Below are 25,866 nucleotides of genomic sequence, written 5' to 3'. Positions count from 1 at the left end.
GCAACTTTCAACGTGAAAGTTGCCAAAGCTATAGATTATTCTCAATTCAGAAGGTCTTCTGTTAAAACAGCAGCCGTTTTACGCATTTCTTTGGCTGCTTCAACCATTTCAATTAAGGCTTTTTTGGTTTCATCCCAGCCGCGGGTTTTTAAACCACAATCTGGGTTTACCCATAGCTGATCTTGAGGGATAACTGCTTTTGCTTTTTTTAACAAAGTGATCATTTCTGATCTTTTTGGAACTCTCGGAGAGTGAATATCATAAACACCAGGCCCGATTTCGTTTGGATATTTGAAGTTTGCGAAAGCATCTAAAAGCTCCATCTGAGAGCGGGAGGTTTCTATTGTAATTACATCTGCATCCATAGCGGCGATATTCTGTATAATGTCGTTAAATTCAGAATAGCACATATGTGTGTGGATCTGTGTTTCATCTTTAACCCCAGCAGCAGAAATTCTGAAGGCCTTAACAGCCCAGTTAAGATAGTTTTGCCAATCCGCTTTGCGCAATGGAAGCCCTTCTCTTATGGCAGGTTCATCAATCTGGATGATTTTAATACCGGCATTTTCTAAGTCAATAACCTCATCTCTAATCGCGAGGGCAATTTGTGTACAGGTTTCTGAACGGGGTTGATCGTTTCTGACAAAGGACCATTGCAAGATGGTTACCGGGCCGGTTAACATCCCTTTCATGTATCTGGAAGTTAAGGATTGTGCAAACGATGTCCATTTTACTGTCATTGGTTTAGGGCGCGAAACATCGCCAAAAATAATGGGTGGTTTCACACAGCGAGAACCGTAGCTTTGTACCCATCCGTTTTTAGAAAAGGCAAAACCAGCCAGTTGCTCTCCAAAGTATTCTACCATATCATTGCGTTCAAATTCGCCATGAACCAAAACATCGAGGTCTATTTCCTCTTGCCATTTAACGGCTTTGGCCGTTTCTTCGGCAATTAAGCTGTTATATTCTTCATCAGTAAATAATCCTTTTTTAAACTTAGCTCTCCAGCTTCTTACTTCAACTGTTTGTGGAAACGATCCAATAGTTGTAGTGGGGTATTGTGGTAGGTTTAACGATTGCTGCTTAATTTTTCTGAGCGAAAAAGGATTTGATCTTTCTGAATCTTTTGTTTGTAAAGCTTTAACACGTTGCTTAACCAACTGATTATGAATTAGTGTTGAGTTTTCCCTGTTATTAATAGCAATAAGGTTTTCTTCTAGTTTCTGCTGGGTAGATGCAGGGTTTTCTTGTGTGGCAATCTTTTTCAAAGTAACTACTTCGGCGACCTTTTGTTTAGCAAAAGCCAGCCATTGTTTAACTTCTGCAGATAGGTTTTGTTCATCCGTTTCATTATCTAAATCTACTGGAGAATGTATGAGGGAACACGATGGAGCAATCCATACCCTGGCTGCACCTAAATGTTTTACGGCCTGAGTAATGAGGGCACTGGATTTAGAGAAATCATTCTTCCAGATGTTTCTACCATCAACAAGGCCTAATGATAATATTTTATCGTCGCCAAGCGCTGCAATAACCGATTCAAGTTGATTTTCAGCTCTCACCAAATCGATATGTAATGTATTAAACGGTAGTGAGGTGGTTAAAGTCAAGTTGTTTCCTAATCCTTCAAAATATGTTGCCAGAACTATTTTTAATTTTGGAAAGGCTTTTTTAATTTCCTTATACACAAATTGATATGCCGCCTGCTCCTTTTCGGATAAGTCTAACGCTAAAAAAGGCTCATCAAACTGAACGTACTCGGCATCTAAAGCAGCTAACCTGTTTAAGATATCAAGATACACAGGAAGAAGATTCTTAATTAAATCAATCTTTTCAAAGCCAGCTTCCTTTTCTTTGCCTAAGAGCAGGTATGATACCGGTCCAATAAGCACAGGTTTACTAATGATGCCCAGTTGCTTGGCTTCATAAAATTCATCGATAACTTTGGTAGAAAAGAGCTTAAAGGGCTGGTTTTTGTAAAATTCTGGTACGATGTAGTGGTAATTGGTATCAAACCACTTCGTCATTTCCATCGCTACTACATCCAAATCCTCTTTTTGATAACCTCTCGCCATGGCGAAGTAAAGATCAAGCTCTGCATTTCCCTTTCTCAAAATAACCTCGTTATATCTTTTTGGAATAGCGCCAAACATCAGGGAATGATCAAGAACATGATCATAAAAAGAAAAATCGTTTGAAGGAATAAGGTCGATCCCTGCTTCCTTTTGTAGCTGCCAGTTTTCGTGGCGGATGTTCTTACCCACCTGGAGTACATTTTTGTAACCTGTTTTTCCTGCCCAATAATTTTCGCAGATTTTTTTCAGTTCGCGGTGGCTACCAATTCGCGGATAGCCTAAATTTTGCGTTTTCATTCTTTTAAAGATTAAGTAAAAAATCATTTAAAAGCTCTTTTTGCAATATTTTACAGCTTTTTGGCTATAAATCGCTGGAAAAGTTTGAAGCATACAAAATCCGCTCTACTGCAGAAAATGCTTTGAGCACATGAATAATCAGATATTCTATTGTATTTATCAGACCTGACCAATGGCTTTATAACGCGAAAGCATCGTCAATTCGATAAAAGGCAGGTCTCCTGACTTATCCCCAGTTTTATCGCCTTCCCATACATTTAAAGTACAGTGGCATGAATGATAAAACTGTTGCCTTTTTTACAGACAAGACTTACAGTTGCGCGACAGCTCATGATTTTCACATGATTCCCTATTATCCCCGATATTACACCGAGGACCTTCACCGGTTGATGAAAAATAAAGTTAAGAACTTACATCAAGCGCAAATGTAACTAATAAGCAGCAGGATTTTGACGGTTTAGCTAATTTTTGGACAAATCCGGGTAAGTTTTATGTCTGTAACAAATTTAGCGCAAGCGAATTACAGCTGATAATCTATATTATATTTGGTTTATCCAATAAACTAAACTTATTATGATCAAAAACTACCTTAAAAAGCTCTCATTTATTTTTTTTCTGGTGGTTGGGTTTTCTGCTGCAGCTCAGGAAGTGCCCAGCCCTAAATCTCACTTTGGATTTGATATCGGAGAGAATTACCAACTGGCAACCTACACTCAAACAGAAGCCTATTTTAAAAAACTGTCAACACATTCCAAAAGAGTAAAATTGGTGGATATTGGAAAAACGGAAGAAGGTAGAAGCCAATATATGTTAATTGTGTCTTCACCAGAAAATATTCAAAAGCTGGAACGGTATAAAGAGATCTCGCAGCAATTGGCTCATGCCGAAATTACCACGGAACAAGCCAAATCACTCTCGCAAGAGGGAAAAGCGGTAGTTTGGATAGACGGAGGCCTTCATGCCACTGAGACGGTTGGTGCTCACCAATTGATTCAAACTGCTTACGAGTTTGCTTCTAAAACAGATCCTGAAACCATGAAAATTCTGGACAATGTAATTATCCTTTTTACCCATGCTAATCCCGATGGACAAGAACTGGTTACCAGCTGGTACATGAGGCAAAAGGACCAGAGCAAACGTACCTTATCCGGATTACCACGGTTATATGAAAAATATGCCGGGCATGATAATAATCGTGACTTTTTTATGCTGAACCTTAAAGAAACACAAAACATAGGAAGACAGCTTTTTATTGAGTGGTTACCACAGATTATGTATAACCATCATCAAGCAGGTCCTGCAGGTACTGTTGTGGCAGGGCCTCCTTATCGCGATCCTTTTAACTATGTTTTCGATCCAACACTCTTAACGAGCCTGGATGCTGTTGGTGCGGCTATGCATACACGACTTAATGTGGAAGGTAAACCGGGTTACACGCAAAGAGGTGGATCAGTTTTCTCTACCTGGTATAATGGTGGCTTAAGAACAACAACTTATTTCCACAACATGATTGGTTTGCTAACAGAAATCGTTGGTAGTCCAACACCTTCAGACATTCCTTTAGTACCATCGAGACTCTTGCCAAATAGCGACTCACCCAATCCGGTAACCCCAAGAAAATGGTATTTTAAAAATTCTATAGATTATTCCGTTTCACTTAATTATGCGGTTTTAAATTATGCGCAACGCCATCGGGATGAATTGTTATTTAATATTTATCAGATGGGAAAAAATTCTATTGATAGAGGAAAAACGGACACCTGGTCTTTCTCTCCTAAGAAAATAGAAGCAATTAACAATGCGGCGAAAAAGGCTGGTGCTTCTGCTTCTGCGGGAGAATCGGAATACGGACAAAGGCCGGCTATGAGCAATCAATATTTCGATACGGTGATGAAGTTACCTGCAAACAGAGATCCGAGAGGTTATATCATCTCTGCTGATCAGGCTGATTTTAATTCTGCGATCAAGTTTTTAAATGCGTTAATCAGAACAGGGATAGTGGTTCAAAAAGCAACTGCAAACTTCAGCGTGGCGGGTAAGAAATACCCTGCCGGAAGCTATGTGGTAAAAACAGATCAGGCTTTCCGCCCACACGTTTTAGATATGTTTGAACCGCAAGATCACCCTAATGACTTTAAGTATGAAGGAGGTGCGCCAATACCGCCGTATGATGCCGCAGGCTGGACTTTAGCTTACCTTATGGATGTTAAATTCGATAGGATTTTGGAAAACTTCGATGGTCCTTTTGAACGCAATCCTTACGGGAAATTGTTGATTCCGGAATATAAACCTGTTTCGGCAGCAAGTTATGTTCTCAGCGCGGCACAGAATGATTCTTACACAACAGTAAATGATTTACTGAAGAATAAAGTTGATGTTTACCGTTCTGCTGAAAATGGAGATTTTTATGTTTCATCTACCGGAAAATCTATCCTGGAAAAAGCAAATGTTAAATTAAAAGCAACAGCATTGCCAAAAGATAAGACAAAAATTTCTTTGGCGAGGATTGCCCTTTGGGATACTTATGGAGGCTCTATGGCTTCAGGCTGGATGCGTTTTATCATGGAACAGTATCACTATAACGCCACTGTTATTTACCCTCAGGATATTGATGCAGGAAACTTAAAATCGAAATACGATGTGATCATTTTTGTTGGCGGAGCGATTCCTGGTCTTCAGCCAGGTGGCTTTGGCGGAAGAGCGGCAACACCAAATGCAGACGAAGTTCCTGCTGAATTCAAAAATAGATTAGGAAGAATAACCCTCGATCAATCTATCCCGCAATTGAAAAAATTTCTGTTGGATGGAGGAAATATCCTTACAATTGGTAGCAGTACAAGTTTAGCCTATCATTTAGGTTTACCAGTTAGAAATGCTATGGTAGAAATTGTTAATGGTCAGGAAAAGCGCCTGGTAAACGAGAAGTACTATGTTCCTGGCAGCGTATTAAATGTATCTGTTGATACAAAATCGCCTGCAACGTGGGGCATGGAAAAAGAAGCAGATGTATATTTCGATAATAGCCCGGTATTTAAATTAACAGGTGATGCAATTGCTACCAATAAAATTAAACCTTTGATGTGGTTTGAATCTGCAACGCCTTTAAGAAGCGGTTGGGCATGGGGTCAAGCTTATCTCCAGGATGGGGTAACTGCATTTGAAGCCAGCGTTGGAAAGGGAAAACTTCTTGCCTATGGGCCAGAGATTGCTTTTAGAGCCCAAACGCATGGGACATTTAAGCTGATCTTTAACCAGTTATATAAGTAACTATTATAAAGAAAGGGCGGTTAACCGCCCTCTTTTTATGTATAACTTAGTGTTATGATCTTGAGTAAGGGAAGTTCCTCGAAACTTTTCTCATCATGTGCTCAACAAGATCGTCTGTTGAGGTAGTAATGTTATCGTTCATGGTTTTGAAAAAGCGCCAAAGCAGGTCACCAGAAGTGCCACTATTCAATGTTAGTGTTAAGGTTCCTGTGCCAGTTTTACCACCCAGGCCGCCAAATAAAACAGCTGAGGCTATTGCGCCTGCTTCAGATTTAGATTGTTCTGTTTCGAAACTTCCACCTAAAACGGCGTCAACACCCAAAACTTTAGCAATCTCATCTTTAGTCATTTCATCTAATTTGTCAACAATTCCAGCTTTCTTTAACAAAATATTGGTTTTATCCGGTTCCTGGAATTCAACAGTATAGTTATTGGCCTTTCTTAATAAAAAGGTGTACATGCTAAACTGAATTGATTTAGACATCGTTTTTTCCTGCTCTTTATTGGCTTCAGCATTGAAGTTTTTAGGCATTTTCTTGTAAGAAATTCTGGTGTTAAAAGGTAAGATGGCAACCAGTTTGTGATTTGTTTTTTCTGCATTGAGCTTAGGACTCTCGAATATCTGTTTCGATCCTTCGAGTTGCGCATGTGCGGTCATGCCGATACCAGCAATGAAGAGCATTAATAAGATTTTTTTCATTATAAATTTTTGTTTGATAAATTCAAAAATAAGTTATTTCGACGAAGTTGAAAAAATTTACGATAAATTTTAACTAAGCCTTTTTACTTTTGATTTACTTTGCTTGAGCCTGTTAGCCTTACCTTTGTACAATGAAAGTAGAAATTTGGTCGGACGTGATGTGTCCGTTTTGCTATATCGGAAAACATCATTTTGAACAAGCGCTGGAAAAGCTGCCTTTTAAAAATGAAATTGAAATAGACTGGAAGAGTTATCAACTTAATCCGGAATACCATAATACCAGCAACGAAAAGGTTTACGATTATTTATCACGCAGTAAGGGGATATCTGTTGAACATGCAAAACAAATGATCCAGCAAGTGGCAGATATGGCTACAAATGCGGGCTTAACCATTAATTTTGACAACAATATACCGGCCAATACCTTTAATGCCCATCGCCTTATTCATTTGGCTGCAAAACATAACCTTCAAAATACTGGCGAAGAGAAATTGTTCGAGGCACACTTTGTTCAGGGCAAAAATATTGGTGAAGATGCCGTATTGCTTGAAGTTGCCAAAGAAATTGGTTTAGATGCCACCGAAGCGGCGGTTATGCTAAATAGTGACCAGTATGCAGAAGCCGTTCGTTATGATATTTATGAAAGTCAGAATTTAGGTATTCGTGGTGTGCCCTACTTTGTAATGGACAGAAAGTATGGCGTTTCAGGTGCTCAGCCAGTTCAGGCATTTACAGAGGCATTGACCCAAAGTTTCCAGGAATGGAAGGCTAGCCAGCCAAAAACCACGATTACTTCTTTAAACAAAAATGATGATGCCGTTTGTGATGAGCATGGCTGTGAGATATAAACTGGTTTCGGCAGATTACGCGGATCACGCCCACTTGATTTTTCAGTCAATTGGATAAAGCTATTTTCCTTTTAAAGGTGTTAAGAGATATTCCAAGCCGTTAACTTTAATCTCGAACATGGTGGCCATTAAATCACCTAATTTTCCTTTTGGGAAGCCTTTATCTTTGTACCATAAGAGATAGTTTTCAGGTAAATTGCAAATTAACCAACCTTTATATTTGCCATAAGGCATGGGCATGCGCACCAATTCGAGTAATAATTCTGGATTCATTCGGCTATAAAGGTTAGGGCGTTTCTAGTCAATTAAAAGGTGATGTGGCTTTAACATAACCTAAAAACATTAATTCAGTCAGCGAACTGACCGAATTAACGTTTTTTAATCTATCAATTCTAAAGTCTGAATGGCTTCTTCTACAGTATTAATGTGATCAAAGGCGATTCTTAAAGTATTTTTAACCTCTTTAAGGTTACACATTCTAGGATGATTTTGCGCAAAAGTTAAAATTTTGGTAAAGGTATTTGAATCGAAGTAAGCAGATTGTTTGTCACTTAAGAAATAACCACGCAGGTTGTTTTTCTTGAAACTGATTTTTTCGAACCCTAATTTTTTTCCTAACCATTGCAGCCTAACCACACTTAACATAGTTTTAACCTGTGGAGGAACCGGACCAAACCGATCAGCAAGGTGCTTTTCAAAAACAGCCAGCTCAGATTCGTTTTCCAGTTTGGAGAGTTCTGTATAAAGGTTGTATCGTTCAGTAATATTGGTAATGTAGGCATCGGGAATATACAGTTCAAGGTCGGTATCTACTTGGGTAAAGCCTACAAAAGGTCTGGCTGGTTCATTTTCAAACAAGCCTTTAAATTCTGCCTCTTTAAGCTCCTGTATGGCCTCGTCTAAAATCTTGTGGTACATTTCAAATCCAATCTCTGCAATAAAACCACTTTGTTCAGCTCCCAATAAATTTCCGCTACCGCGGATATCTAAGTCACGCATGGCTACATTAAACCCGCTTCCAAGATCTGAAAACTCTTCAATAGCGCTAAGTCTTTTTCTGGCTTCGGATGTAAGCGTAGAAAGTGGCGGCGAAAGCAGGTAACAGAAAGCTTTTTTATTGCTTCGGCCAACACGTCCGCGCATTTGGTGTAAGTCGCTCAGGCCAAACATATGCGCGTGATTGATGATGATGGTATTCGCATTTGGAATGTCTAACCCTGCTTCAATGATCGTTGTGGCTACCAGCACATCTTTCTCTCCATTGATGAAATCGAGCATTACATCTTCGAGGGCATCTCCGTCTAGCTGCCCATGGGCAATACCAATTCTTGCTTTTGGAACCAGTTTTTGGATTAATCCGCCTAACTGCATCAGATCGTTTACCCGGTTATGGATAAAAAAGACCTGACCGCCTCTATCTAATTCAAACTGAACGGCTTCCTGTATCAACTTATCATTAAAAACATGGAGCTCAGTGTTAACCGGTTGACGATTGGGAGGTGGTGTACTGATGATTGATAAATCGCGTGCGCCCATCAAAGAGAAATGCAGTGTTCTTGGAATTGGAGTTGCAGTTAAAGTAAGTGTATCTACGTTAACCCGCAGGGCTTTAAGTTTTTCCTTAGCTGTTACACCAAATTTCTGTTCCTCATCAATAATCATGATGCCCAGATCTTTAAACTTTACATCTTTACTCAATAACCGGTGCGTACCAATCAGGATGTCTACCTTTCCATCAGCAGCTTCGGCCAACGTATCTTTAATTTGCTTGCTGGTTTTAAAACGGTTAATGTAATCTACTTTAACCGGAAATTCCTTTAACCGAGAAGAGAAAGTTTTAAAATGCTGCAGCGCTAAAATGGTTGTTGGGACCAAAACGGCAGCTTGTTTCCCCTCGGCAACAGCCTTGAAAGCAGCCCTAACGGCAATTTCAGTCTTCCCAAAACCTACATCACCACAAACCAGGCGGTCCATAGGATGCGGCGATTCCATATCCTTTTTAACATCCTGTGTTGCTTTTAACTGATCGGGAGTATCTTCATATATAAAAGATGCCTCGAGTTCGGTCTGTAAATAGCCGTCAGGAGAAAAAGCGGTACCCGCCTGGGTTTTCCTCAGGGCATATAATTTGATTAAGTCCCGGGCAATGTCCTTAACTTTTTTTTTAGTAGTTTTTTTGAGTTTATCCCAGGCATCAGTGCCCAGTTTGTTCATTTTTGGCGGTCCGCCCTCTTTTCCGCTGTACTTGGCAATACGGTTTAAAGAGTTAATATTTACATAAAGCAGGTCATTGTCGGCATACACCAATCGAATCATCTCTTGTGTTTTGCCGTTTACTTCTACCTTTTCTAAACCAGCATATTTACCTATACCATGATCAATATGGGTTACAAAATCGCCCGGTTTGAGCTCGCGAAGCTCTTTTAAAGTAATGGCCTGACTGCGTTGATAACCTTTTTTAAGTTTGTATTTATAATAACGATCAAAGATCTGATGATCGGTATAGAAAGCAATATTAATCTTTGGATCAATAAAGCCTTCGCGAAGCATGCTGTTTACAGGAGTAAACTTGGCGGTTTTATCAATGTCATCAAGAATGGCGTATAAGCGTTCGATTTGCTTAGCCGAATCAGTAAAAATAAAGTTTACAATTCCCTCTTTTTCGTTTTCCTTTAAATTATGAATGAGGAGATTGAAATCCTTATTAAACGAAGGTTGAGGTTTAGTTTCAAACTCAAAATAATTATCGGTTCGATAAAAAAACTGCTTGCCGAACTCTACCAGTGGAAAATCCTGAAGATGATCACCCAACAATTTCTCGTCAGTGAAAGCAAATTTCGGATCAATCCATTCTGGGTTTTGGTTCTTATCAGCTGCAGGCAATGCTTTCCAAAGCTCAACAGCTTTTTTATAACCTCCTTTAACAATATCCAGAGTAAATTCTACATCCTTAAACCAAAGTTGCGTATCAGGATCAATGTAATCGAGGATACTGATGTTGCTTTCGGTTAGAAACTTAGCCTGTACGTTGGGAACAATGGTTAATGATTTAACATCGGCTACAGAAAGCTGACTTTCAATTTCAAAACTCCGGATACTTTCTACTTCATCACCAAAAAATTCGATTCGGTAAGGTAAATCTGAAGAAAAGGAAAAAATATCAACAATGCCCCCCCGGATTGAAAACTGCCCCGGTTCATAAACAAAATCACGGCGATCGAAATCATAATCAATTAGGAACTCGTTAATGAAGTCGATTCCTAATTTTGCACCAACTGCAATTTCCAGGGTGTTTTTTTCCAGCGCAGAGCGATCGATAACTTTTTCAGCAATGGCTTCCGGATAAGATACCACTATCTTACCAAATTCGGAATCGTGGTTCAACTCATTTAACACTTCAGCTCTGGCCAGCACATTAGCTGTGTCTACCTGCGTAAAATCAAATGATTTCCGATAAGAAGAAGGGAATAACAATACTTGCTTATCTAAAACGCTTTCCAGGTCAGACTGGAAATAAGCCGCCTCTTCCCTGTCGGGAAAAATAAATAAGATGGGTTTATGCAGTAAAAAATAAGATGACAGCGCTACAATAGCATCAGCGGATCCGACCAGGCCCTTTAATTGTATTTTAGGGTTTTTGGATCCATTTAACGTTTTGGTAAATTCAGTTACCCTTTCGTCTGTTTTGTATCTGTTTATTAAATCGCGGATGTTCAAGGCGCAAATTTAAGGTTTATTTCTTAATTGATTTTTTAAGAATTGTAATCATGTTATTAATTTAACCACAAAATGCAATAAAGGTTTGGAAGCCCCCAATACCACATCTTAAAAATTAAAAGTTAAGGCATGGGGTGTTTGTTCGAGGTATTCCGTTATTTTGTCGAGCTTTTTTTACATTTCGTCGAATAATAGCTTATTTCCGTAACAAAGCCTTAACAAAAGTTTCTAAAATATATAAAAACTGAAACATGAAATACATTAAATCCTTTCCGCTAGAACTTTTATTCTGGATATCGGCTTTAGTGTTGTTGGCAACGGCAAATGCACATGAGCATCATTTTTCATTATGCCCGCTGGCTAATTTGGGCTTTGAAAGTTGGTGTCCGGGATGTGGTTTAGGGCGGTCGATCAGTTTAATTTTACATGGAGAATTTGCCAATAGCTTTAAGGAACATTGGCTGGGTTTCCCGGCAATACTGATTATCATGCACAGAATTATAACACTCGTAAGAAACTTTAATAAATTAAAAATTATAACTATCAACACATAATATCATGGATATCTTTCAATCACCCCTAATGTCGTTACCAGGCATAACGCCAGAAGAATACTCTTACTTACAACAAGCAACAGCCGGATTAACCGAGCAACAATTGCGCAACTTCTTGATGGTTTACAGCAGCAAGCGTAAAAACCCTTCAGACATGCTAATGTTCTGCTTAATAGGTTTATTTGTTGTGCCAGGATTACAACGCTTCATTGTTGGACAGGTGGGAATGGGAATCCTATACCTTTTTACAATCGGGTTATGTTTCATAGGTTCAATTGTCGATGTAATTAATCATAAAAGCCTGGCTTTTGAACACAACCAGAAGATGGTTTTCGAAAGCTTGCAAATGGTAAGAATGGGTGGATTTCAGTAACCAACAACAAAAGGTGATTCCATTTATTTAGAAAAGCGGTTGCTTGCATTTTCTGAATGTCAGCCCTGCTATACATTACAAGTCCGCACCCGATGAAAATCGGATTTGCGGGCTTTTCATTTCTATCAGGTTTATAAACAGCGGTCTGCGGCGCAGAAACCTGTAAAATGATCATATTTTCGATAGCTTCTGTATTCCCCTAGCAGAGTTTTGTAAGCCAAATTTTATATATTTATACCATGAAATTAGCGGAGATAACCCATTATTTAGAAAGTATTGCGCCCCTTAACTATCAGGAAGATTACGATAATTCAGGTTTAATTGTAGGCGATCCAAATATGGAGATCAGGGCGGCGCTGGTGGCTTTAGATTGTATAGAAAGGGTTGTAGATGAAGCTATTAATACAGGTTGTAACCTTATTATAACCCACCATCCCATTGTATTTAAAGGACTTAAGAAACTCAATGGTAAGAACTACGTAGAACGGGTGGTGCTAAAAGCCATTAAAAATAACATTGCGCTTTACGCCATCCATACCAATTTAGATAGTGTACATACCGGTGTAAATGCGCGCATTTGTGAGCGCCTGGGCCTTACGGGAGTTAAGGTGCTATCGCCGAAAGCCGGAATTCTTAAAAAATTGGTTACTTATTGTCCGCATGCACAGGCAGAGCAATTGCGATCGGCATTGTTTTATGCAGGAGCAGGGAATATTGGTAATTATAGCGAGTGTAGTTTCAATGCCGAAGGTTTTGGGACTTTTAAAGGAAACGAAAGTTCTGACCCTTTCGTAGGAGAAAAAGGTATTCAGCACCATGAATCTGAAATTAGGATCGAGATGGTTTACCCCGTGCAGGCAGAAAGAAAGATTTTGGTTGCGCTCTTTGAAAATCATCCTTACGAGGAAATTGCCTATGACATTTATAAATTAGAAAACAAGCATGAAATGGTGGGATCGGGCATGGTAGGCTGGCTGGAATATGATATGGATGGTTACGATTTCCTGCACCTGGTTAAGGACAGAATGCAGGCGAAAGTAGTTAGGCATACCGACTTAATTCCTAAAAGGATAAAAAAGGTAGCCGTTTGTGGTGGATCGGGTAGTTTTCTGCTGAAGGAGGCGCTTGCTGCCGGGGCCGATGCTTTTATCACTGCAGATTTCAAATATCATGAGTTTTTTGATGCAGAAGAAAAAATAGTGATTGCAGACATCGGACACTTTGAAACTGAACAATTTACCTCAAATTTATTGCTTGAAATTATTCAAAAAAAATTTACTAACTTTGCAATCCGTTTAACGGAGCAAAATACAAACCCCATAAATTACTTGTTTTAATGGAACAAACCGTAGAACAAAAGCTAAAAGCTTTATACGAATTACAAAATATCCACACTAAAATTGATAAAATACGTCAGGTAAGAGGTGAACTTCCTATGGAAGTAGCTGACCTTGAGGATGATGTGCAAGGTTTAGAAACCAGAATCCAGAAGATCAAGAATGAACTTGACGATTTGGAAGATGCAATCGTAACCCGTAAAAATACAATCAAAGATGCTCAGGCGAATATCAAAAGATATGATTCGCAGTTAAAGGAAGTGAAAAACAACCGTGAGTATGATGCTTTAACTAAAGAGATCGAAATTCAAGGACTGGATATTCAGGTTTCAGAGAAGAAAATTAAAGAACATGGTTTCGAAATTACTTCAAAAACTGAAATTTATGAAGCAGCTTTAGCTGATTTGGAAGGTAGAAAGAAAGATTTAGATGCTAAAAAAGCAGAACTAAATGTAATTACTGCTGAAACAGAAAAAGAAGAAGATGCTTTACAGAAAAAAGCAGACTCTGCAGAGCCTCAAATTGAAGAGCGTTTATTGGTGGCTTACAAACGTTTACGCAAAAATGCAATTAACGGATTAGCTGTAGTAACCATCGATCGTGATTCTTGCTCAGGATGTTTCAATCAGATTCCACCTCAACGTCAGTTAGATATCCGTCAACGTAAAAAAATCATCGTTTGCGAACACTGCGGACGTATTTTGGTTGATGAAGCTTTAACGCTTGAAGTAGCTGAAGCACAATAATCAAAATTGAAAAATATAGGAGGCCCTGTTGAAGAATAGGGCCTTTTTTATTTTAGTGCTGATGAGGTTTTATCAGTTGAATGTAATGCCCGCAAATTTTAATTTTTTCAGCAAAACAAGAATATGATTTAAGCGTTTAATGTAGATATTTGTTAAATGTGAATTTCTACCCAAATGTTATGGGATATATTATACTTTCATCCTAATGATAAAAAGCCTGCGTTTATTAATACTTATTGCTCTTTTTTCTGCGCCAAATTACCTTTTCGCTAATTTCGATTTTAACAATAATTGCTTAAACGCATATAGGAGTATTTTCGATCTTAAGTTAGGCAATGCAAAAGCCTACATTGCTACAGAAAAAAAGCTCAGGCCCAATAATTCCATCATTCCATTATTAGAGAACTATGTAGATTATTTTACGCTGATTACATCTGAAAGTAAAGCCGATTTTGATAGGTTAAAGGGAAATAAGTCTACCAGATTAGATCGCATCAGTGATGACGACAAAGCCTCCCCCTACTATTTATATGCGCAAGCAGAGATCAATTTGCAATGGGCTTTGATTCGCGGCAGGTATGGAGAGTATTTTAATGCAGCCATGGAAATCCGCAAAGCAAACAACCAGCTTCAGGAGAATACAAAGAAATTTCCCAATTTTCACCTGAATTTAAAAGGCTTAGGCTTAATTAATGCCGTAATTGGCAATTTACCTGATGGTGGATTGAAAAGTGCTCTTTCTACCTTCGGTTTAAAAGGTAATCTGCAGAACGGCTTAAATATGTTGGAAAAACTAACAGATAATCTTCCAAAATCATCATATGAACCTTTTTATGAAGAGGTTGTATTCTATTATGCTTACGTGCTTACTGATGTAGCCCACAGCTCATCTGCTTACGCCAAAACCATGAAGTATACTGAGCGGATAGCTGACACCAGCTTGCTGAAAAGTTATTTGCAGAGCTATGTTTGCATCAAAAACGGGCACACAGACGAAGCCATTTCTATTTTAAATAAGAAACCTGAAGGCGGGGTTTACCAGTCATTCCCCTATTTGGATTATTTAGAAGGGGTAGCCAGGCTTAATAAATTAGATTTAACTGCCGCAACTTCTTTTAATCGATTTTTGCAGACCAATAAAGGCGTTAATTATATCAAAGACGCTAATCTTCACCTGGCCTGGATTTCACTGCTCAGTGGCGATAAAAATGGCTATTCTGCTTACATAGCCAAAACCATGAATGCGGGATATACCTATAATGAAAAAGATAAGCAGGCGCAAAATGAAGCTGCTGCTCCGGCCTCACCAGTAGAGTTGTTAAAAGCCAGGCTTTTGTTTGATGGTGGGTATTTAACAAGAGCTGCTCAGCTCTTAGCAGAAAAGAAAAGCACAGATTTTGATAGCGATAAAGACAAAACGGAATTTAACTATCGTTTAGGCCGGATTAATGATGATTTAGGTAAAGATGATCAGGCTTTGGTTTCTTATCAGGCTGCGGTAAATCAGGGTAAAAATCTCAAATATTATTTTGCGGCCAATGCGGCATTACAAATGGGTAAGGTTTACGAGAAAAAGGGAAATAAGACAAAAGCAAAAGAGGCTTTCAATACGGCCATATCAATGAAAAATCATGAGTATGAAAACAGTATTGAAAGCCAGGCAAAAGCCGGATTAAGGCGATTAAACTAACTAGAAACGGTAGATAAAAGCATTGATATGCATGCCTGCGCCCACTGAAGCGAAAACGGCTACATCGCCCGCTTTAACCTGATATCCTTCTACCTGAGCCCTTAAAACAAGGTCTAGAAGCGTAGGCACAGTAGCAACAGAGCTGTTCCCTAACCAGGAGATGGTCATGGGTACCAGGTTATCCGGAACGGTATCTTTACCATAGAGTTTAAACAAGCGCTTCATGATGGCTGTATCCATTTTTCCATTCGCCTGATGAACAAATACAATATTTATATCCTCTACGCTTAAACCAGCTTTGTCAATAGCTTTTTTTATTACTTGTGGAACCTGAACAACGGCAAATTCATATAGCTTTCTGCCGTTCATTTTAAGATAATAATTACCACTCGTTTCTTCTGGATGAGAGCCCTTCCCCATGGTGAGGAGATTGGCATAATTCAGGGCGTGGGTTTCGGTTTTATGCGATAAGATTCCTTTTTTATCGGCGCTTTCTTTACCTTCGAAAATAACTGCTCCGGCACCATCAGAAAAGATCATGCTATCCCGGTCATGCGGATCGATAATTCTGCTTAGTGTTTCTGCACCAATCACCATTACCCGCTTTGCATCACCACTTTTAATATAATAATCCGCCTGAATGGCGCCCTGAACCCAACCTGGGCAGCCGAAAATCAAATCGTAAGCCACACAATCAGGGTTCTGTATGCCCAATTGTTGTTTCACTTTAGCGGCTAAAGATGGAAGGATGTCTGTACGGTTGCTGTTTAGGCGAATATCGCCGAAGTTATGACAGAAAATAATATAATCAAGGGTTTCTTTATCGATACCGGCGTCCTCAATTGCTTTTTCTGCAGCTTTGGCACCAATGTGATTGCTCAATAATTCAGGACAGGCATAGCGTCGTTCTACAATTTCAGTAATCTCAGAGAATTTACTGATAATTTCTTCGTTCTCCTTTTCCAGAAGGTTCCCATTCTCAAAAAAGGTAGAATTTAGAAATTCATTCCCAGAGATAATATTTTCGGGAATATAGCTGCCGGTTCCGCTAATTACCGTATTAATTGTTGTGCTCATAATTATAATACCACATACTAAAACGGTATGTAGTATAAAACTATGGTTAAAAAATCAGAAAAGGAAATTTAAAATGGTTTTACTGAAGAATATTTTGAACTGTAAATTAAAACCAGCCCCTTCGTCAGATATATCCCGAAAAGATAAAGGAATTTTCCGGATGGTTAAAATAAATGTTGTCGCTTTTATCGTTATTTTTTAACTAAAATCATCCACCAGGAAAACAAAAAGCTCTTTAGGTCCATGCGCACCCAAAACCAATGTTTTTTCAATATCGGCAGTTCTGCTAGGTCCCGTAATGTTACTGATTACAATAATGGATAAAAAAATGTTTCATCTCATTCCCTGGAATTATATTGAATAGAAACGCTTATACACGCGGCTATGACTAAACGTGATTATCCACAATCTGCTGTATATCAATCTTTAGGTTTGGCAATTTGTTTTTAATAATATCTAGCACGATATCATAATCAACTCCAAAATAATTATGAATTAATCTATTTCTTGTGGCCGACATTTTTCGCCATTCGACGTGTGGATGAATTGATTTAAATTCTTCATCTATCTTAGTGCTTGCTTCTCCAATTATTTCTAAGCTTCTAATAATTGCTCTAGATAAAATAGGGTCGTTAACAATCTGTTCATCACTTTTTTTGACAACTGCATTTAAGATGAATGTGGTTTCGTCTAAAAGATGCTTAAGTAATTCTATATTAGAGGGCAACATATTCGGCATTTCTTAAAATATGAGGACCAATATATTTACTTAACGATTGTGGCGTTACAATTTCTACTTTACGGCCAAGAAGTTCTTCTAAATAAAAAGATAGATTGATGAAATTATCGTAATTTTTCTTTTCAGGTAGAAACTCAATCAAGAAATCAACATCACTTTCAGCCATTGGTTTTCCGGAAACAAAAGAACCAAAAATACTCAACTTAGCAATGCCAAAAGATTTAAGTTTGCCACTATTGCTTTTCAGTCGGGTTATTAAAGTTTGTTTATTTATTACAGCAGCCATACAACAAATATAAGTATTGCTATTTAAGTAATCTCCTTATGATAGTACTTAAAATAAAGATCATCGTTAACTAAAATCATCCACCAGGAAAACAAAAAGCTCTTTAGGTCCATGTGCACCCAAAACCAATGTTTTTTCAATATCGGCAGTTCTGCTCGGTCCGGTAATGTTACTGATCATAGACGGGATCTGGCTTCCATACTTTTGTTTCAATAATGCAAAAGCATCTTTCAGGTCTAAAACCAGCTGACTGGTTCTGGCAATCACTATATGGTGATGAGGGTAAATACTAAGCCTTCTGCCAGCCGCACCCTGGTTACTTACCATAACACTACCATTACGGGCAATAAGTGCTTCACAGAGCGTTATACCCACCTCAGCCTGCTCAAAATCTTTGTCGGTTTGATAAAAAGGGAATTCGTATTTGGAAAGGAAATTCTGTAGTTCAGGCTCCCAGCAATATATTTTTCTCCATTTAAACTTATCTGCTAAATGCAGCATATTTTCAATAAAGTCTATACCATCTTCACAAAAAATGAAGTTTCCCGAAACAGCCATGAGTTGTTCTGCGAATAGTATTTCGAGGGCTTCCGTATTTTTAATATACAAAGGGCTTTCTTCTAAGTTAGGATAGGGATTTTCTCGCTTTTCCAGGAGTGCTTTCCTTATCTTCTTTAACATCTGCTCTTTTGCCGTAGTATTTTCTTTCATCGTAAAAAAAATGAAACCTTGAATTTTTTAGGTTCAAGGTTTCAAACTTAGATATAATTGTTTTGATATGCAATGATGCACATCTTAGTTCTGCTCTTTCTCTGAAGCTGGTTTTAATCCGGTAACTTCCTGATTGATATCAGCATCTCCTACGCCATCATGAATTAAACCTTCGGCAGCCGGAGACTGATCGCCTGTTCCATTCACAAACTCGTCATAGGTAGTACGGCTATCAAATGGGCGTTTGCCTAAAATCTCTTCTAAATCTGCCTGGAATAGAATTTCTTTCTCTAAAAGTTTTTGAGCAAGTTTTTCCAGACCATCACGTTTATCGATTAATAATTCTTTAGTTTTTGAATACACATCACCGATAAGTTTACGTACTTCAACATCAATCATTTCAGCTGTTTTTTCTGAATATGGTTTGTTAAAGTTGTATTCGTTTTGAGGATCATGGAAAGAAACGTTACCCACATTACTGTTCATACCATAGATGGTAACCATAGCATATGATAACTTGGTAATGCGCTCCAAATCGTTTTGAGCACCCGTAGAGATTTTACCAAAGGTAATATCTTCTGCAACACGGCCACCCATAGTCATACACATTCCATCAATTAATTGCTCTGTGGTATACAAAAACTGCTCTTTTGGAAGATATTGCGCGTAACCTAAAGCCGCAACACCACGTGGAACAATCGATACTTTCACCAATGGATCGGCATGTTCTAAGAACCAACCAGCAATCGCATGGCCAGCCTCATGATAAGCAACGATTCGTTTCTCTTCCGGAGAGATGATTTTATTTTTCTTTTCTAAACCACCAATTACACGGTCAATCGCATCTTGAAAATCCTGCATATCAACCGTTTCTTTATTTCTACGTGCAGCAATCAAGGCTGCTTCGTTACAAACGTTAGCAATTTCAGCACCAGCAAAACCTGGTGTTTGAGCCGATAATTTTTTCGCATCAACCTCAGGTGCCGTTTTGATTGGCTTAAGGTGAACATTGAAAATGTGCTCTCTTCCTACTAAATCTGGCTTATCAATAGAAATTTGTCTGTCAAAACGACCTGGTCTTAATAAAGCAGAATCCAATACGTCAGGACGGTTAGTCGCAGCAAGAATAATAATACCTGAATCTGTTCCGAAACCATCCATTTCTACTAGCAACTGGTTCAAAGTGTTTTCACGCTCATCATTTCCTCCCATTACGCTATTTTTACCACGTGCGCGCCCAATGGCATCTACCTCATCAATAAAGATAATACATGGTGCTTTGTCTTTTGCCTGTTTAAATAAATCACGTACGCGTGAAGCTCCTACCCCAACAAACATTTCAACAAAATCTGATCCCGAAAGAGAAAAGAAAGGAACTTGTGCTTCACCCGCTACCGCTTTAGCTAAGAGGGTTTTACCTGTACCAGGAGAACCTACTAATAGGGCACCTTTAGGGATTTTACCACCCAGATTGGTGTATTTTTTAGGGTTTTTTAGGAAATCTACTATTTCCATTACTTCTGTTTTCGCTTCTTCTAATCCGGCAACATCGTTGAAAGTGATGTTCACCTGGCTTTCTTTATCGAATAATGTCGCTTTAGATTTTCCAATACTGAAAATCTGACCGCCACCGCCAGCGCCACCACCCATGCGGCGCATCATGAAAATCCAGAATCCGATGAGTAATAAAACCGGTAAAATAATACTTAAGAACCAGCTTGCCAGAGGATTGCTTCTACTTGTTTTTTCTGCGACAAGTTTGGTTGGTAAGTCTTTTTGAGATTCTACTAATTGCTTGTCTAAGCCATCCATGGTACCCGCGTTAAAATAAACCGTTGGTCCCTGGTTCATATTAAAAGAACTGGTGCTTTTGAATTGTTTATATTCTGGCTTGCTTTCTAAACTGGCTTTTTTAAGGTATACCTCTGCTTTAACCAGATCGTCTGATTTATAGGCAATAACCTTATCTACATCGCCGGCAAGGAGCATTTTTTCAAATGCCGGATAGGTTATTTCTTTGCCACCATCTCCTGTAAATAAGAATTGTGCTGCCACAATAGCAATAATGATTGCAGCATAAACCCAGAAAATATTAAACTTGGAGCCTTTTTGTGGCTTTTTGGGAATGTTGGGTAATCTTTTCCCCTGTTTTTTGTTTTCGTTGATATTTTGATTATCGTTCATTTCTTTTGATCAAATGGTTCTTTTGTGGTTAAGCGCTCTGAAAATTTGTGCTTTCAGCATCTCCCCACAGTTCTTCAATGCCATAAAAATGGCGCTTTTCGGTTTTAAAAATGTGCACAACCACATCAAAATAATCCAAGATAATCCAATCCGCTGTTTCAAACCCTTCCTTATGACGAGGGTCTGCCTGTGTATTTTTATATATCTCTTTTTCTACACTGTCGGCAATTGCCTTCACCTGAGTACCTGAGTTGGCACTGCAAATAATAAAATAATCTGCTACAGATGAATGAATTTGTCTAAGATCCAACCGCACAATATCTTCCCCCTTTTTTTCCTGAATACCATGTACGGCAAGTTCAGAAAGGTATGTAGAAAGGGCTACTATTTTCTTTTTTACCATTAAAATGCTTTAATTGTGGAATTACAATATTATAAATTCAACCCTTGCAAAATAACACTTTTTCGACACTATTTGTTGGTCAAAATTTTATCAAATTAAAAGAAGTTGATTCTACTAATAACTTTTTAAAAAAAATGGCGTCAAATTCCGAGCCATTAGCAGAAGGGACTGTAATTATGGCAGACCATCAATATGCAGGAAGAGGTCAGCAAACCAGCGTTTGGGTAACTGCGCCGGGAAAAAATATCAGTACCAGTATTTATTTAAGACCCACATTTTTGCCATTAAATAAACAGTTTTATTTAAATATGGCCGTTAGTATAGCTGTTTGCGAAGCTTTGTCGACATTTATTTCCAACGGGATTAAACTAAAATGGCCAAACGACATCTATTATAACAAGAAGAAACTTGGTGGCATCTTAATTGAAAATACGCTGACAGGCGTGTCTTTAAAATCAGCTGTTATTGGCATTGGATTAAACATTAATCAGGAAGATTTTCCTTCGGAATTATCTGAAAAGGCGACATCAGTAATTCAAATTTTACATAAGGAGGTCGTTTTAAATGATATTATGGAGAAAATATTCGTGTTTATGGAAAAATACTACCTAATTTTGAAATCAGGTAAATACGATATTTTACAGAAGGATTACCTGAAAAGATTATATAACTTCAATATATTAGCTCCTTACCAACGGAGTGGAGAGATTTTTGAAGGCATAATAAAAGGAGTAGAAGAAGATGGACGCCTGATAGTAGAAACAAGAGCGGGCATTCAAGTCTTCAATTTCAAAGAAATAGAATTTATACACACACAATAAACACACAATGAAAAAAATCACTTTATTATTGGCTACGGTATTATTTTCCGTTGCCGGAGCCTTTGCTCAAATAGAAAAACCGGTTACCTGGTCATATGCAGCAAAGAAAGTAAGTAAAACAGAAGCGGTTCTTTATTTAAAGGCAACCATCGAAGACAGATGGCATATCTATTCGCAAAATGTTAAAGACGGTGGGCCGGTTAAAACAACTTTCACATTTTCTCCTTCAAAAGATTTTTCATTGGTGGGTAAAACAGCTGAGCCTAAGGCGATTGTAAAGTTTGAGGATACTTTTAAAATGAATGTTGCTTATTTTGAAAAAAGCGTGATATTTCAGCAAAAGGTTAAGTTAAATAAGGGAACAACAACCGTTAAAGGAAAAGTAGAATATATGGTTTGTAATGACAGACAATGTCTTCCACCGGAAGAAGTTGAATTTAGCATACCAGTTAAGTAATTCTGAATAAAACAGTTAGTAAACAGCCGCTCCAAAAGAGTGGCTGTTTCTGTTTAAAGTAAAATCTGTAGTGGTAAGAAGTTTTTAACAGGTTGCTTTATAAAATTATTCTTATTTTCACGCCCTAAAACACACACAAACACACAAATGAAAAAGGTTTTATTACTAACACTGATCACAGCATTGTTTTTTGCATTGCCTGTGGTTAAAAGCTACGCTTTGGTAGCACAAGACACCACTTCGGTGTCCGCCCCTCCGGATGATATCCAGTTTACAGAAGTTGGATCTACAGCAGACAGTGCTGCCAACAACATAGTAAAGGATACCATTAAAAAAGATTCGGTAAAGGCCGTTGGAGCATCGGTTTCAAAAGCTGAATCAGGAAAATTAACGCTTTGGGAAACTTTTATCAAAGGATTGTTATTTGGTTTCGCAGCGATTCTTATGCCTTGTATTTTTCCAATGCTTCCTTTAACGGTTAGTTTTTTTACCAAAAAGGCAGGGAGTAAAAGTAAGGCTGTTGGTCAAGCGATCATTTACGGCATCTCAATTATTGTAATTTATGTTGCTTTGGGTATGCTCGTTACCATTGCTTTTGGTTCCGATGCCTTAAATGCCTTGTCAACAAATGGTATTTTCAACGCATTCTTTTTTCTGATGCTAGTTGTCTTTGCAGCATCATTCTTAGGTGCTTTTGAAATTACTTTGCCAAGCGGGTTCGTTAATAAAATTGATGCTAAATCAGATAAGGGAGGTTTAGTAGGCATTTTCTTTATGGCTTTCAGTCTAGCATTAGTATCTTTTTCTTGTACTGGACCGCTAATAGGAACACTTTTAGTAGATGCAGCATCAAAAGGGGACCGTTTAGGTCCGGCGATAGGAATGTTCGGTTTCTCTTTGGCTTTAGCAATTCCTTTTGCATTGTTTGCTTTATTCCCTTCTCTTTTAAAATCACTTCCTAAATCAGGAGGTTGGTTGAATAGTGTTAAGGTCGTACTAGGGTTTATTGAATTAGCATTTGCATTTAAATTTTTATCTAATGTAGATTTAGCTTACCACTGGAATTTGCTGGATCGTGAGGTTTTCTTAGCAATTTGGATTGCAATATTTGCACTTTTGGGTATTTATTTATTAGGCAAACTTAAATTCTCTCATGACAGTGATTTGCCTTATTTATCTGTTCCAAGAACATTCTTGGCTATAATTGTTTTTGCCTGGGTTGTTTATTTAATTCCTGGAATGTGGGGCGCACCATTAAAATCGATAAGTGCTTTTCTACCTCCTACCGCCACTCAAGATTTTGATCTCAATAATATTAGTGCTGCTCAGCCATCAGCTTCGGGAGGCAGTTCTACCAAGGAGAAAAAATATGCTGAAATATTTCACAGACTTACACCAAAAGGGTTCGATCCGTATTACGATTTTGAACAAGCCAAGCAGGCATCAAAGGAACTAGGAAAACCCGTATTAATCGATTTTACAGGCTGGAACTGCGTTAACTGCCGTAAAATGGAAAACAATGTTTGGTCTGATAAGGGAGTAGCACAAAGATTAAAGAATGATTTTGTGATGGCAGAGTTGGTTGTTGACGACAAAACAGAACTGCCAGAATCAGAACAATATGTTTCTACTTTTAGTAATAAGAAGATTAATACTATTGGTAAAAAATGGAGTGATTTTCAGGCCTCAACATTTAATAGCAATTCACAGCCTCAGTATGTAATTGTTGATGGTGAGGGAAATGTTTTGGTACCGCCTCAAGGAGCCGATTATAATCCTGAAAATTACATTAAATTTTTAGACAGTGGAAAGGCAGCTTTCCAGAAAAAAAAGAATGAATAAGATAAAACATATAGGGGTTTTAACCTCTGGTGGTGATTCCCCCGGCATGAATGCTGCCATCAGGGCTGTTGTAAGGGCCTCAATTTATTACGACATTGAAGTAACCGGGTTTATCCGGGGCTACGAAGGATTAATCAACAATGATTTTATCCCTATGGATAGAAAATCTGTAGCCAACATCATACAAAGGGGGGGAACAATTTTAAAAACGGCACGTAGTGAAGCTTTTAGAACTGTAGAGGGAAGGCAATTGGCCTATGAAAACCTGAAAGCAAGCGGTGTTGACGCATTGGTTGTGATTGGTGGTGACGGAACTTTTACCGGTGCTAACGTTTTTTCAAAAGAGCACGATTTTCCCATTATTGGATTGCCGGGTACTATTGACAACGATTTGGTGGGTACGGATTTTACGATTGGTTATGATTCTGCAATCAATACGGTAATAGATGCTGTAGACCGGATCAGGGATACAGCAGAATCTCACGACAGGCTTTTTATTGTAGAGGTTATGGGCCGCGACTCTGGTTTAATCGCCTTAAGAAGCGGTATTGGTGTTGGTGCAGAGGCTATCATGATTCCTGAAGCCAATATGAATGCTGATGATATACTCCATAAACTGGAGCATAGTCGTAAGGATAAAGCATCAAAAATTATTATCGTAGCTGAAGGTGATGATGCAGGTGGGGCTTTTAAAGTAGGCGAAATCTTACAAAGTAAATATCCGCACTACGACACCAAGGTTTCCATTTTGGGACATATCCAGCGCGGAGGTAAACCAAGTTGTATGGATAGGGTGTTGGCAAGCAGATTAGGTGTTGCAGCTGTAGAGGGTTTGGTAAGAGGAGAAAGCGGTAAAATGGCTGGTTTGGTTAATCAGGAAGTAACCTTTACTCCTTTCGAGCATGCTATCAAACACATTGATGCAGAAAAGGTAAGTACCAGGTGGTTAAAACTAATGGATATTCTTTCTTTCTAATAAAAGAGATGGTATAATAAATATCGATTGTCATCCTGAGCTTGTCGAAGGACATTTAATAATTGCGTTTCGAGGGGCTCAACGTGACATTTGATTTTCTATTTATTTTGTTGTCATCCTGAGCTTGTGGAAGGACGTTTAATAATTGCGTTTCGAGGGGCTCAACGTGACATTTGATTTTCTATTGTTTTTTGTCATCCTGAGCTTGTCGAAGGACGTTTAAATTGCGTTTCGACAGGCTCAACGTGACATTTGATTTTCTATTTGTTTTGCTGTCATCCTGAGCTTGTCGAAGGACATTTAATAATTGCGTTTGACAGGCTCAACATGACAGATTAAATCGAAATTACAAGTATGAAAGTCTCTATATTAAATATCTTCAATTACCACAGCAGTACCACTAGCGGTTACCATGAGCATACTTCCACCCGTTCCAACGGTTTCGTAATCTAAATCTACCCCCACTATAGCATTTGCGCCCATTGCTGCAGCATACTGTTGCATTTCATTTACGGCAATGTCTTTTCCTTCGCGTAATACACGTTCGTAAGAACCAGATCTTCCGCCAACAATATCACGAATACCTGCAAACAGATCTTTAAAAATGTTTGCGCCAATAATGGTTTCACCCGTTACCAGGCCAATATACTTTACTATTTTTTTACCTTCAACAGAAGGCGTTGTGGTTACTAACATAGCTTAATTGTTTTTTCTTATTAGAAGTAATAAGGCATTAAATGTTACACGGTTTGGTTGAGATTTAAAC

Annotated in this window: 22 protein-coding genes, 1 pseudogene and 1 riboswitch; of the genes and pseudogenes, 11 read left to right on the top strand and 12 right to left on the bottom strand. The window is 38.4% G+C overall.

Features of this window, described 5'->3' with window-relative positions; genetic code table 11:
• Positions 1-41: 41 nt before the first annotated feature.
• Complete coding sequence (gene metE, locus ACQY77_RS12340; RefSeq protein WP_421941841.1) at positions 42-2,372, bottom strand: 5-methyltetrahydropteroyltriglutamate--homocysteine S-methyltransferase; 2,331 nt, start codon at positions 2,370-2,372, stop codon at positions 42-44.
• Positions 2,373-2,566: 194 nt separating this feature from the next.
• Positions 2,567-2,768, bottom strand: a riboswitch (cobalamin riboswitch).
• Positions 2,769-2,945: 177 nt separating this feature from the next.
• On the opposite strand from metE, the gene ACQY77_RS12335 reads away from it, so the two are divergent.
• Positions 2,946-5,639 carry a M14 family metallopeptidase gene (locus ACQY77_RS12335; protein WP_421941842.1) on the top strand — a complete coding sequence of 898 codons (2,694 nt, stop codon included), beginning with the start codon at positions 2,946-2,948 and terminating at the stop codon, positions 5,637-5,639.
• A 52-nt stretch (positions 5,640-5,691) separates the two neighbouring features.
• Here ACQY77_RS12335 and ACQY77_RS12330 read toward each other — a convergent pair whose 3' ends face one another.
• Positions 5,692-6,339 (bottom strand): hypothetical protein, encoded by a 648-nt coding sequence (locus ACQY77_RS12330; RefSeq protein WP_421941843.1) that lies wholly within the window; start codon positions 6,337-6,339, stop codon positions 5,692-5,694.
• 131 nt (positions 6,340-6,470) lie between these two features.
• Between ACQY77_RS12330 and ACQY77_RS12325 the strand changes: the two genes are divergently transcribed.
• The gene (locus ACQY77_RS12325) at positions 6,471-7,187 is read left to right on the top strand and encodes a DsbA family oxidoreductase (protein WP_421941844.1); all 717 of its coding nucleotides are present in this window, start codon (positions 6,471-6,473) and stop codon (positions 7,185-7,187) included.
• A 60-nt stretch (positions 7,188-7,247) separates the two neighbouring features.
• On the opposite strand, the gene ACQY77_RS12320 is transcribed toward ACQY77_RS12325, so the two are convergent.
• Both ACQY77_RS12320 and mfd read right to left on the bottom strand, forming a co-directional pair.
• On the bottom strand, positions 7,248-7,460 hold the full coding sequence (locus ACQY77_RS12320) for a DUF3820 family protein (protein ID WP_421941845.1): 213 nt from the start codon (positions 7,458-7,460) through the stop codon (positions 7,248-7,250).
• A gap of 105 nt (positions 7,461-7,565) precedes the next feature.
• Complete coding sequence (gene mfd / locus ACQY77_RS12315) at positions 7,566-10,904, bottom strand: transcription-repair coupling factor (protein ID WP_421941846.1); 3,339 nt, start codon at positions 10,902-10,904, stop codon at positions 7,566-7,568.
• Between the two features lie 251 nt (positions 10,905-11,155).
• Between mfd and ACQY77_RS12310 the strand changes: the two genes are divergently transcribed.
• The 5 genes from ACQY77_RS12310 to ACQY77_RS12290 all read left to right on the top strand — a co-directional run bounded on the left by ACQY77_RS12310 (position 11,156) and on the right by ACQY77_RS12290 (position 15,604).
• The gene (locus tag ACQY77_RS12310) at positions 11,156-11,458 is read left to right on the top strand and encodes a DUF2752 domain-containing protein (protein WP_421941847.1); all 303 of its coding nucleotides are present in this window, start codon (positions 11,156-11,158) and stop codon (positions 11,456-11,458) included.
• A gap of 4 nt (positions 11,459-11,462) precedes the next feature.
• Entirely contained in the window at positions 11,463-11,831 is a 369-nt protein-coding gene (locus ACQY77_RS12305; protein ID WP_421941848.1) for a TM2 domain-containing protein, read from the top strand.
• Positions 11,832-12,070: 239 nt separating this feature from the next.
• Positions 12,071-13,168, top strand: coding sequence for a Nif3-like dinuclear metal center hexameric protein (locus ACQY77_RS12300; RefSeq protein WP_421941849.1), 1,098 nt, complete (start codon positions 12,071-12,073; stop codon positions 13,166-13,168).
• Complete coding sequence (locus ACQY77_RS12295; protein ID WP_421941850.1) at positions 13,168-13,914, top strand: zinc ribbon domain-containing protein; 747 nt, start codon at positions 13,168-13,170, stop codon at positions 13,912-13,914. The genes ACQY77_RS12300 and ACQY77_RS12295 overlap by 1 nt, the downstream gene beginning before the upstream one ends.
• A gap of 205 nt (positions 13,915-14,119) precedes the next feature.
• Positions 14,120-15,604: a tetratricopeptide repeat protein gene (locus ACQY77_RS12290; RefSeq protein WP_421941851.1), complete on the top strand. Its 1,485-nt coding sequence runs from the start codon at positions 14,120-14,122 to the stop codon at positions 15,602-15,604.
• On the opposite strand, the gene ACQY77_RS12285 is transcribed toward ACQY77_RS12290, so the two are convergent.
• From ACQY77_RS12285 to rsfS, 7 genes and pseudogenes are all read right to left on the bottom strand, one after another.
• Positions 15,605-16,681, bottom strand: a complete 1,077-nt coding sequence (locus ACQY77_RS12285) for a 3-oxoacyl-ACP synthase III family protein (protein ID WP_421941852.1) — start codon at positions 16,679-16,681, stop codon at positions 15,605-15,607.
• 198 nt (positions 16,682-16,879) lie between these two features.
• A pseudogene (locus ACQY77_RS12280) lies at positions 16,880-16,993 on the bottom strand (LUD domain-containing protein); the annotation flags it as partial.
• A 76-nt stretch (positions 16,994-17,069) separates the two neighbouring features.
• Complete coding sequence (locus ACQY77_RS12275; protein ID WP_421941853.1) at positions 17,070-17,411, bottom strand: DUF86 domain-containing protein; 342 nt, start codon at positions 17,409-17,411, stop codon at positions 17,070-17,072.
• Complete coding sequence (locus tag ACQY77_RS12270) at positions 17,398-17,706, bottom strand: nucleotidyltransferase family protein (RefSeq protein ID WP_421941854.1); 309 nt, start codon at positions 17,704-17,706, stop codon at positions 17,398-17,400. The genes ACQY77_RS12275 and ACQY77_RS12270 overlap by 14 nt, the downstream gene beginning before the upstream one ends.
• 66 nt (positions 17,707-17,772) lie before the next feature.
• On the bottom strand, positions 17,773-18,417 hold the full coding sequence (locus ACQY77_RS12265) for a LutC/YkgG family protein (protein ID WP_421941855.1): 645 nt from the start codon (positions 18,415-18,417) through the stop codon (positions 17,773-17,775).
• A gap of 84 nt (positions 18,418-18,501) precedes the next feature.
• Positions 18,502-20,601, bottom strand: coding sequence for an ATP-dependent zinc metalloprotease FtsH (ftsH, locus tag ACQY77_RS12260; protein WP_421941856.1), 2,100 nt, complete (start codon positions 20,599-20,601; stop codon positions 18,502-18,504).
• Between the two features lie 28 nt (positions 20,602-20,629).
• Positions 20,630-21,004 (bottom strand): ribosome silencing factor, encoded by a 375-nt coding sequence (rsfS, locus tag ACQY77_RS12255; RefSeq protein ID WP_421941857.1) that lies wholly within the window; start codon positions 21,002-21,004, stop codon positions 20,630-20,632.
• Between the two features lie 44 nt (positions 21,005-21,048).
• Between rsfS and ACQY77_RS12250 the strand changes: the two genes are divergently transcribed.
• The 4 genes from ACQY77_RS12250 (at position 21,049) to pfkA (ending at position 25,100) form a co-directional block, all read left to right on the top strand.
• Positions 21,049-21,825, top strand: a complete 777-nt coding sequence (locus tag ACQY77_RS12250; RefSeq protein WP_421941858.1) for a biotin--[acetyl-CoA-carboxylase] ligase — start codon at positions 21,049-21,051, stop codon at positions 21,823-21,825.
• 7 nt (positions 21,826-21,832) lie between these two features.
• Positions 21,833-22,282 (top strand): protein-disulfide reductase DsbD domain-containing protein, encoded by a 450-nt coding sequence (locus ACQY77_RS12245; RefSeq protein WP_421941859.1) that lies wholly within the window; start codon positions 21,833-21,835, stop codon positions 22,280-22,282.
• Positions 22,283-22,429: 147 nt separating this feature from the next.
• Positions 22,430-24,124 carry a protein-disulfide reductase DsbD family protein gene (locus tag ACQY77_RS12240; RefSeq protein WP_421941860.1) on the top strand — a complete coding sequence of 565 codons (1,695 nt, stop codon included), beginning with the start codon at positions 22,430-22,432 and terminating at the stop codon, positions 24,122-24,124.
• Complete coding sequence (gene pfkA / locus ACQY77_RS12235) at positions 24,117-25,100, top strand: 6-phosphofructokinase (RefSeq protein WP_421941861.1); 984 nt, start codon at positions 24,117-24,119, stop codon at positions 25,098-25,100. The genes ACQY77_RS12240 and pfkA overlap by 8 nt, the downstream gene beginning before the upstream one ends.
• Positions 25,101-25,469: 369 nt before the next feature.
• On the opposite strand, the gene ACQY77_RS12230 is transcribed toward pfkA, so the two are convergent.
• On the bottom strand, positions 25,470-25,796 hold the full coding sequence (locus ACQY77_RS12230; protein ID WP_090879621.1) for a heavy metal-binding domain-containing protein: 327 nt from the start codon (positions 25,794-25,796) through the stop codon (positions 25,470-25,472).
• Positions 25,797-25,866 lie beyond the last annotated feature (70 nt).

It is taken from the genome of Pedobacter sp., assembly GCF_965279535.1.
In the GTDB taxonomy this organism is placed as follows: domain Bacteria; phylum Bacteroidota; class Bacteroidia; order Sphingobacteriales; family Sphingobacteriaceae; genus Pedobacter.
The sequence above is the reverse complement of the archived record's forward strand: the minus strand, read 5'-3'. Positions and strand labels throughout refer to the sequence as shown.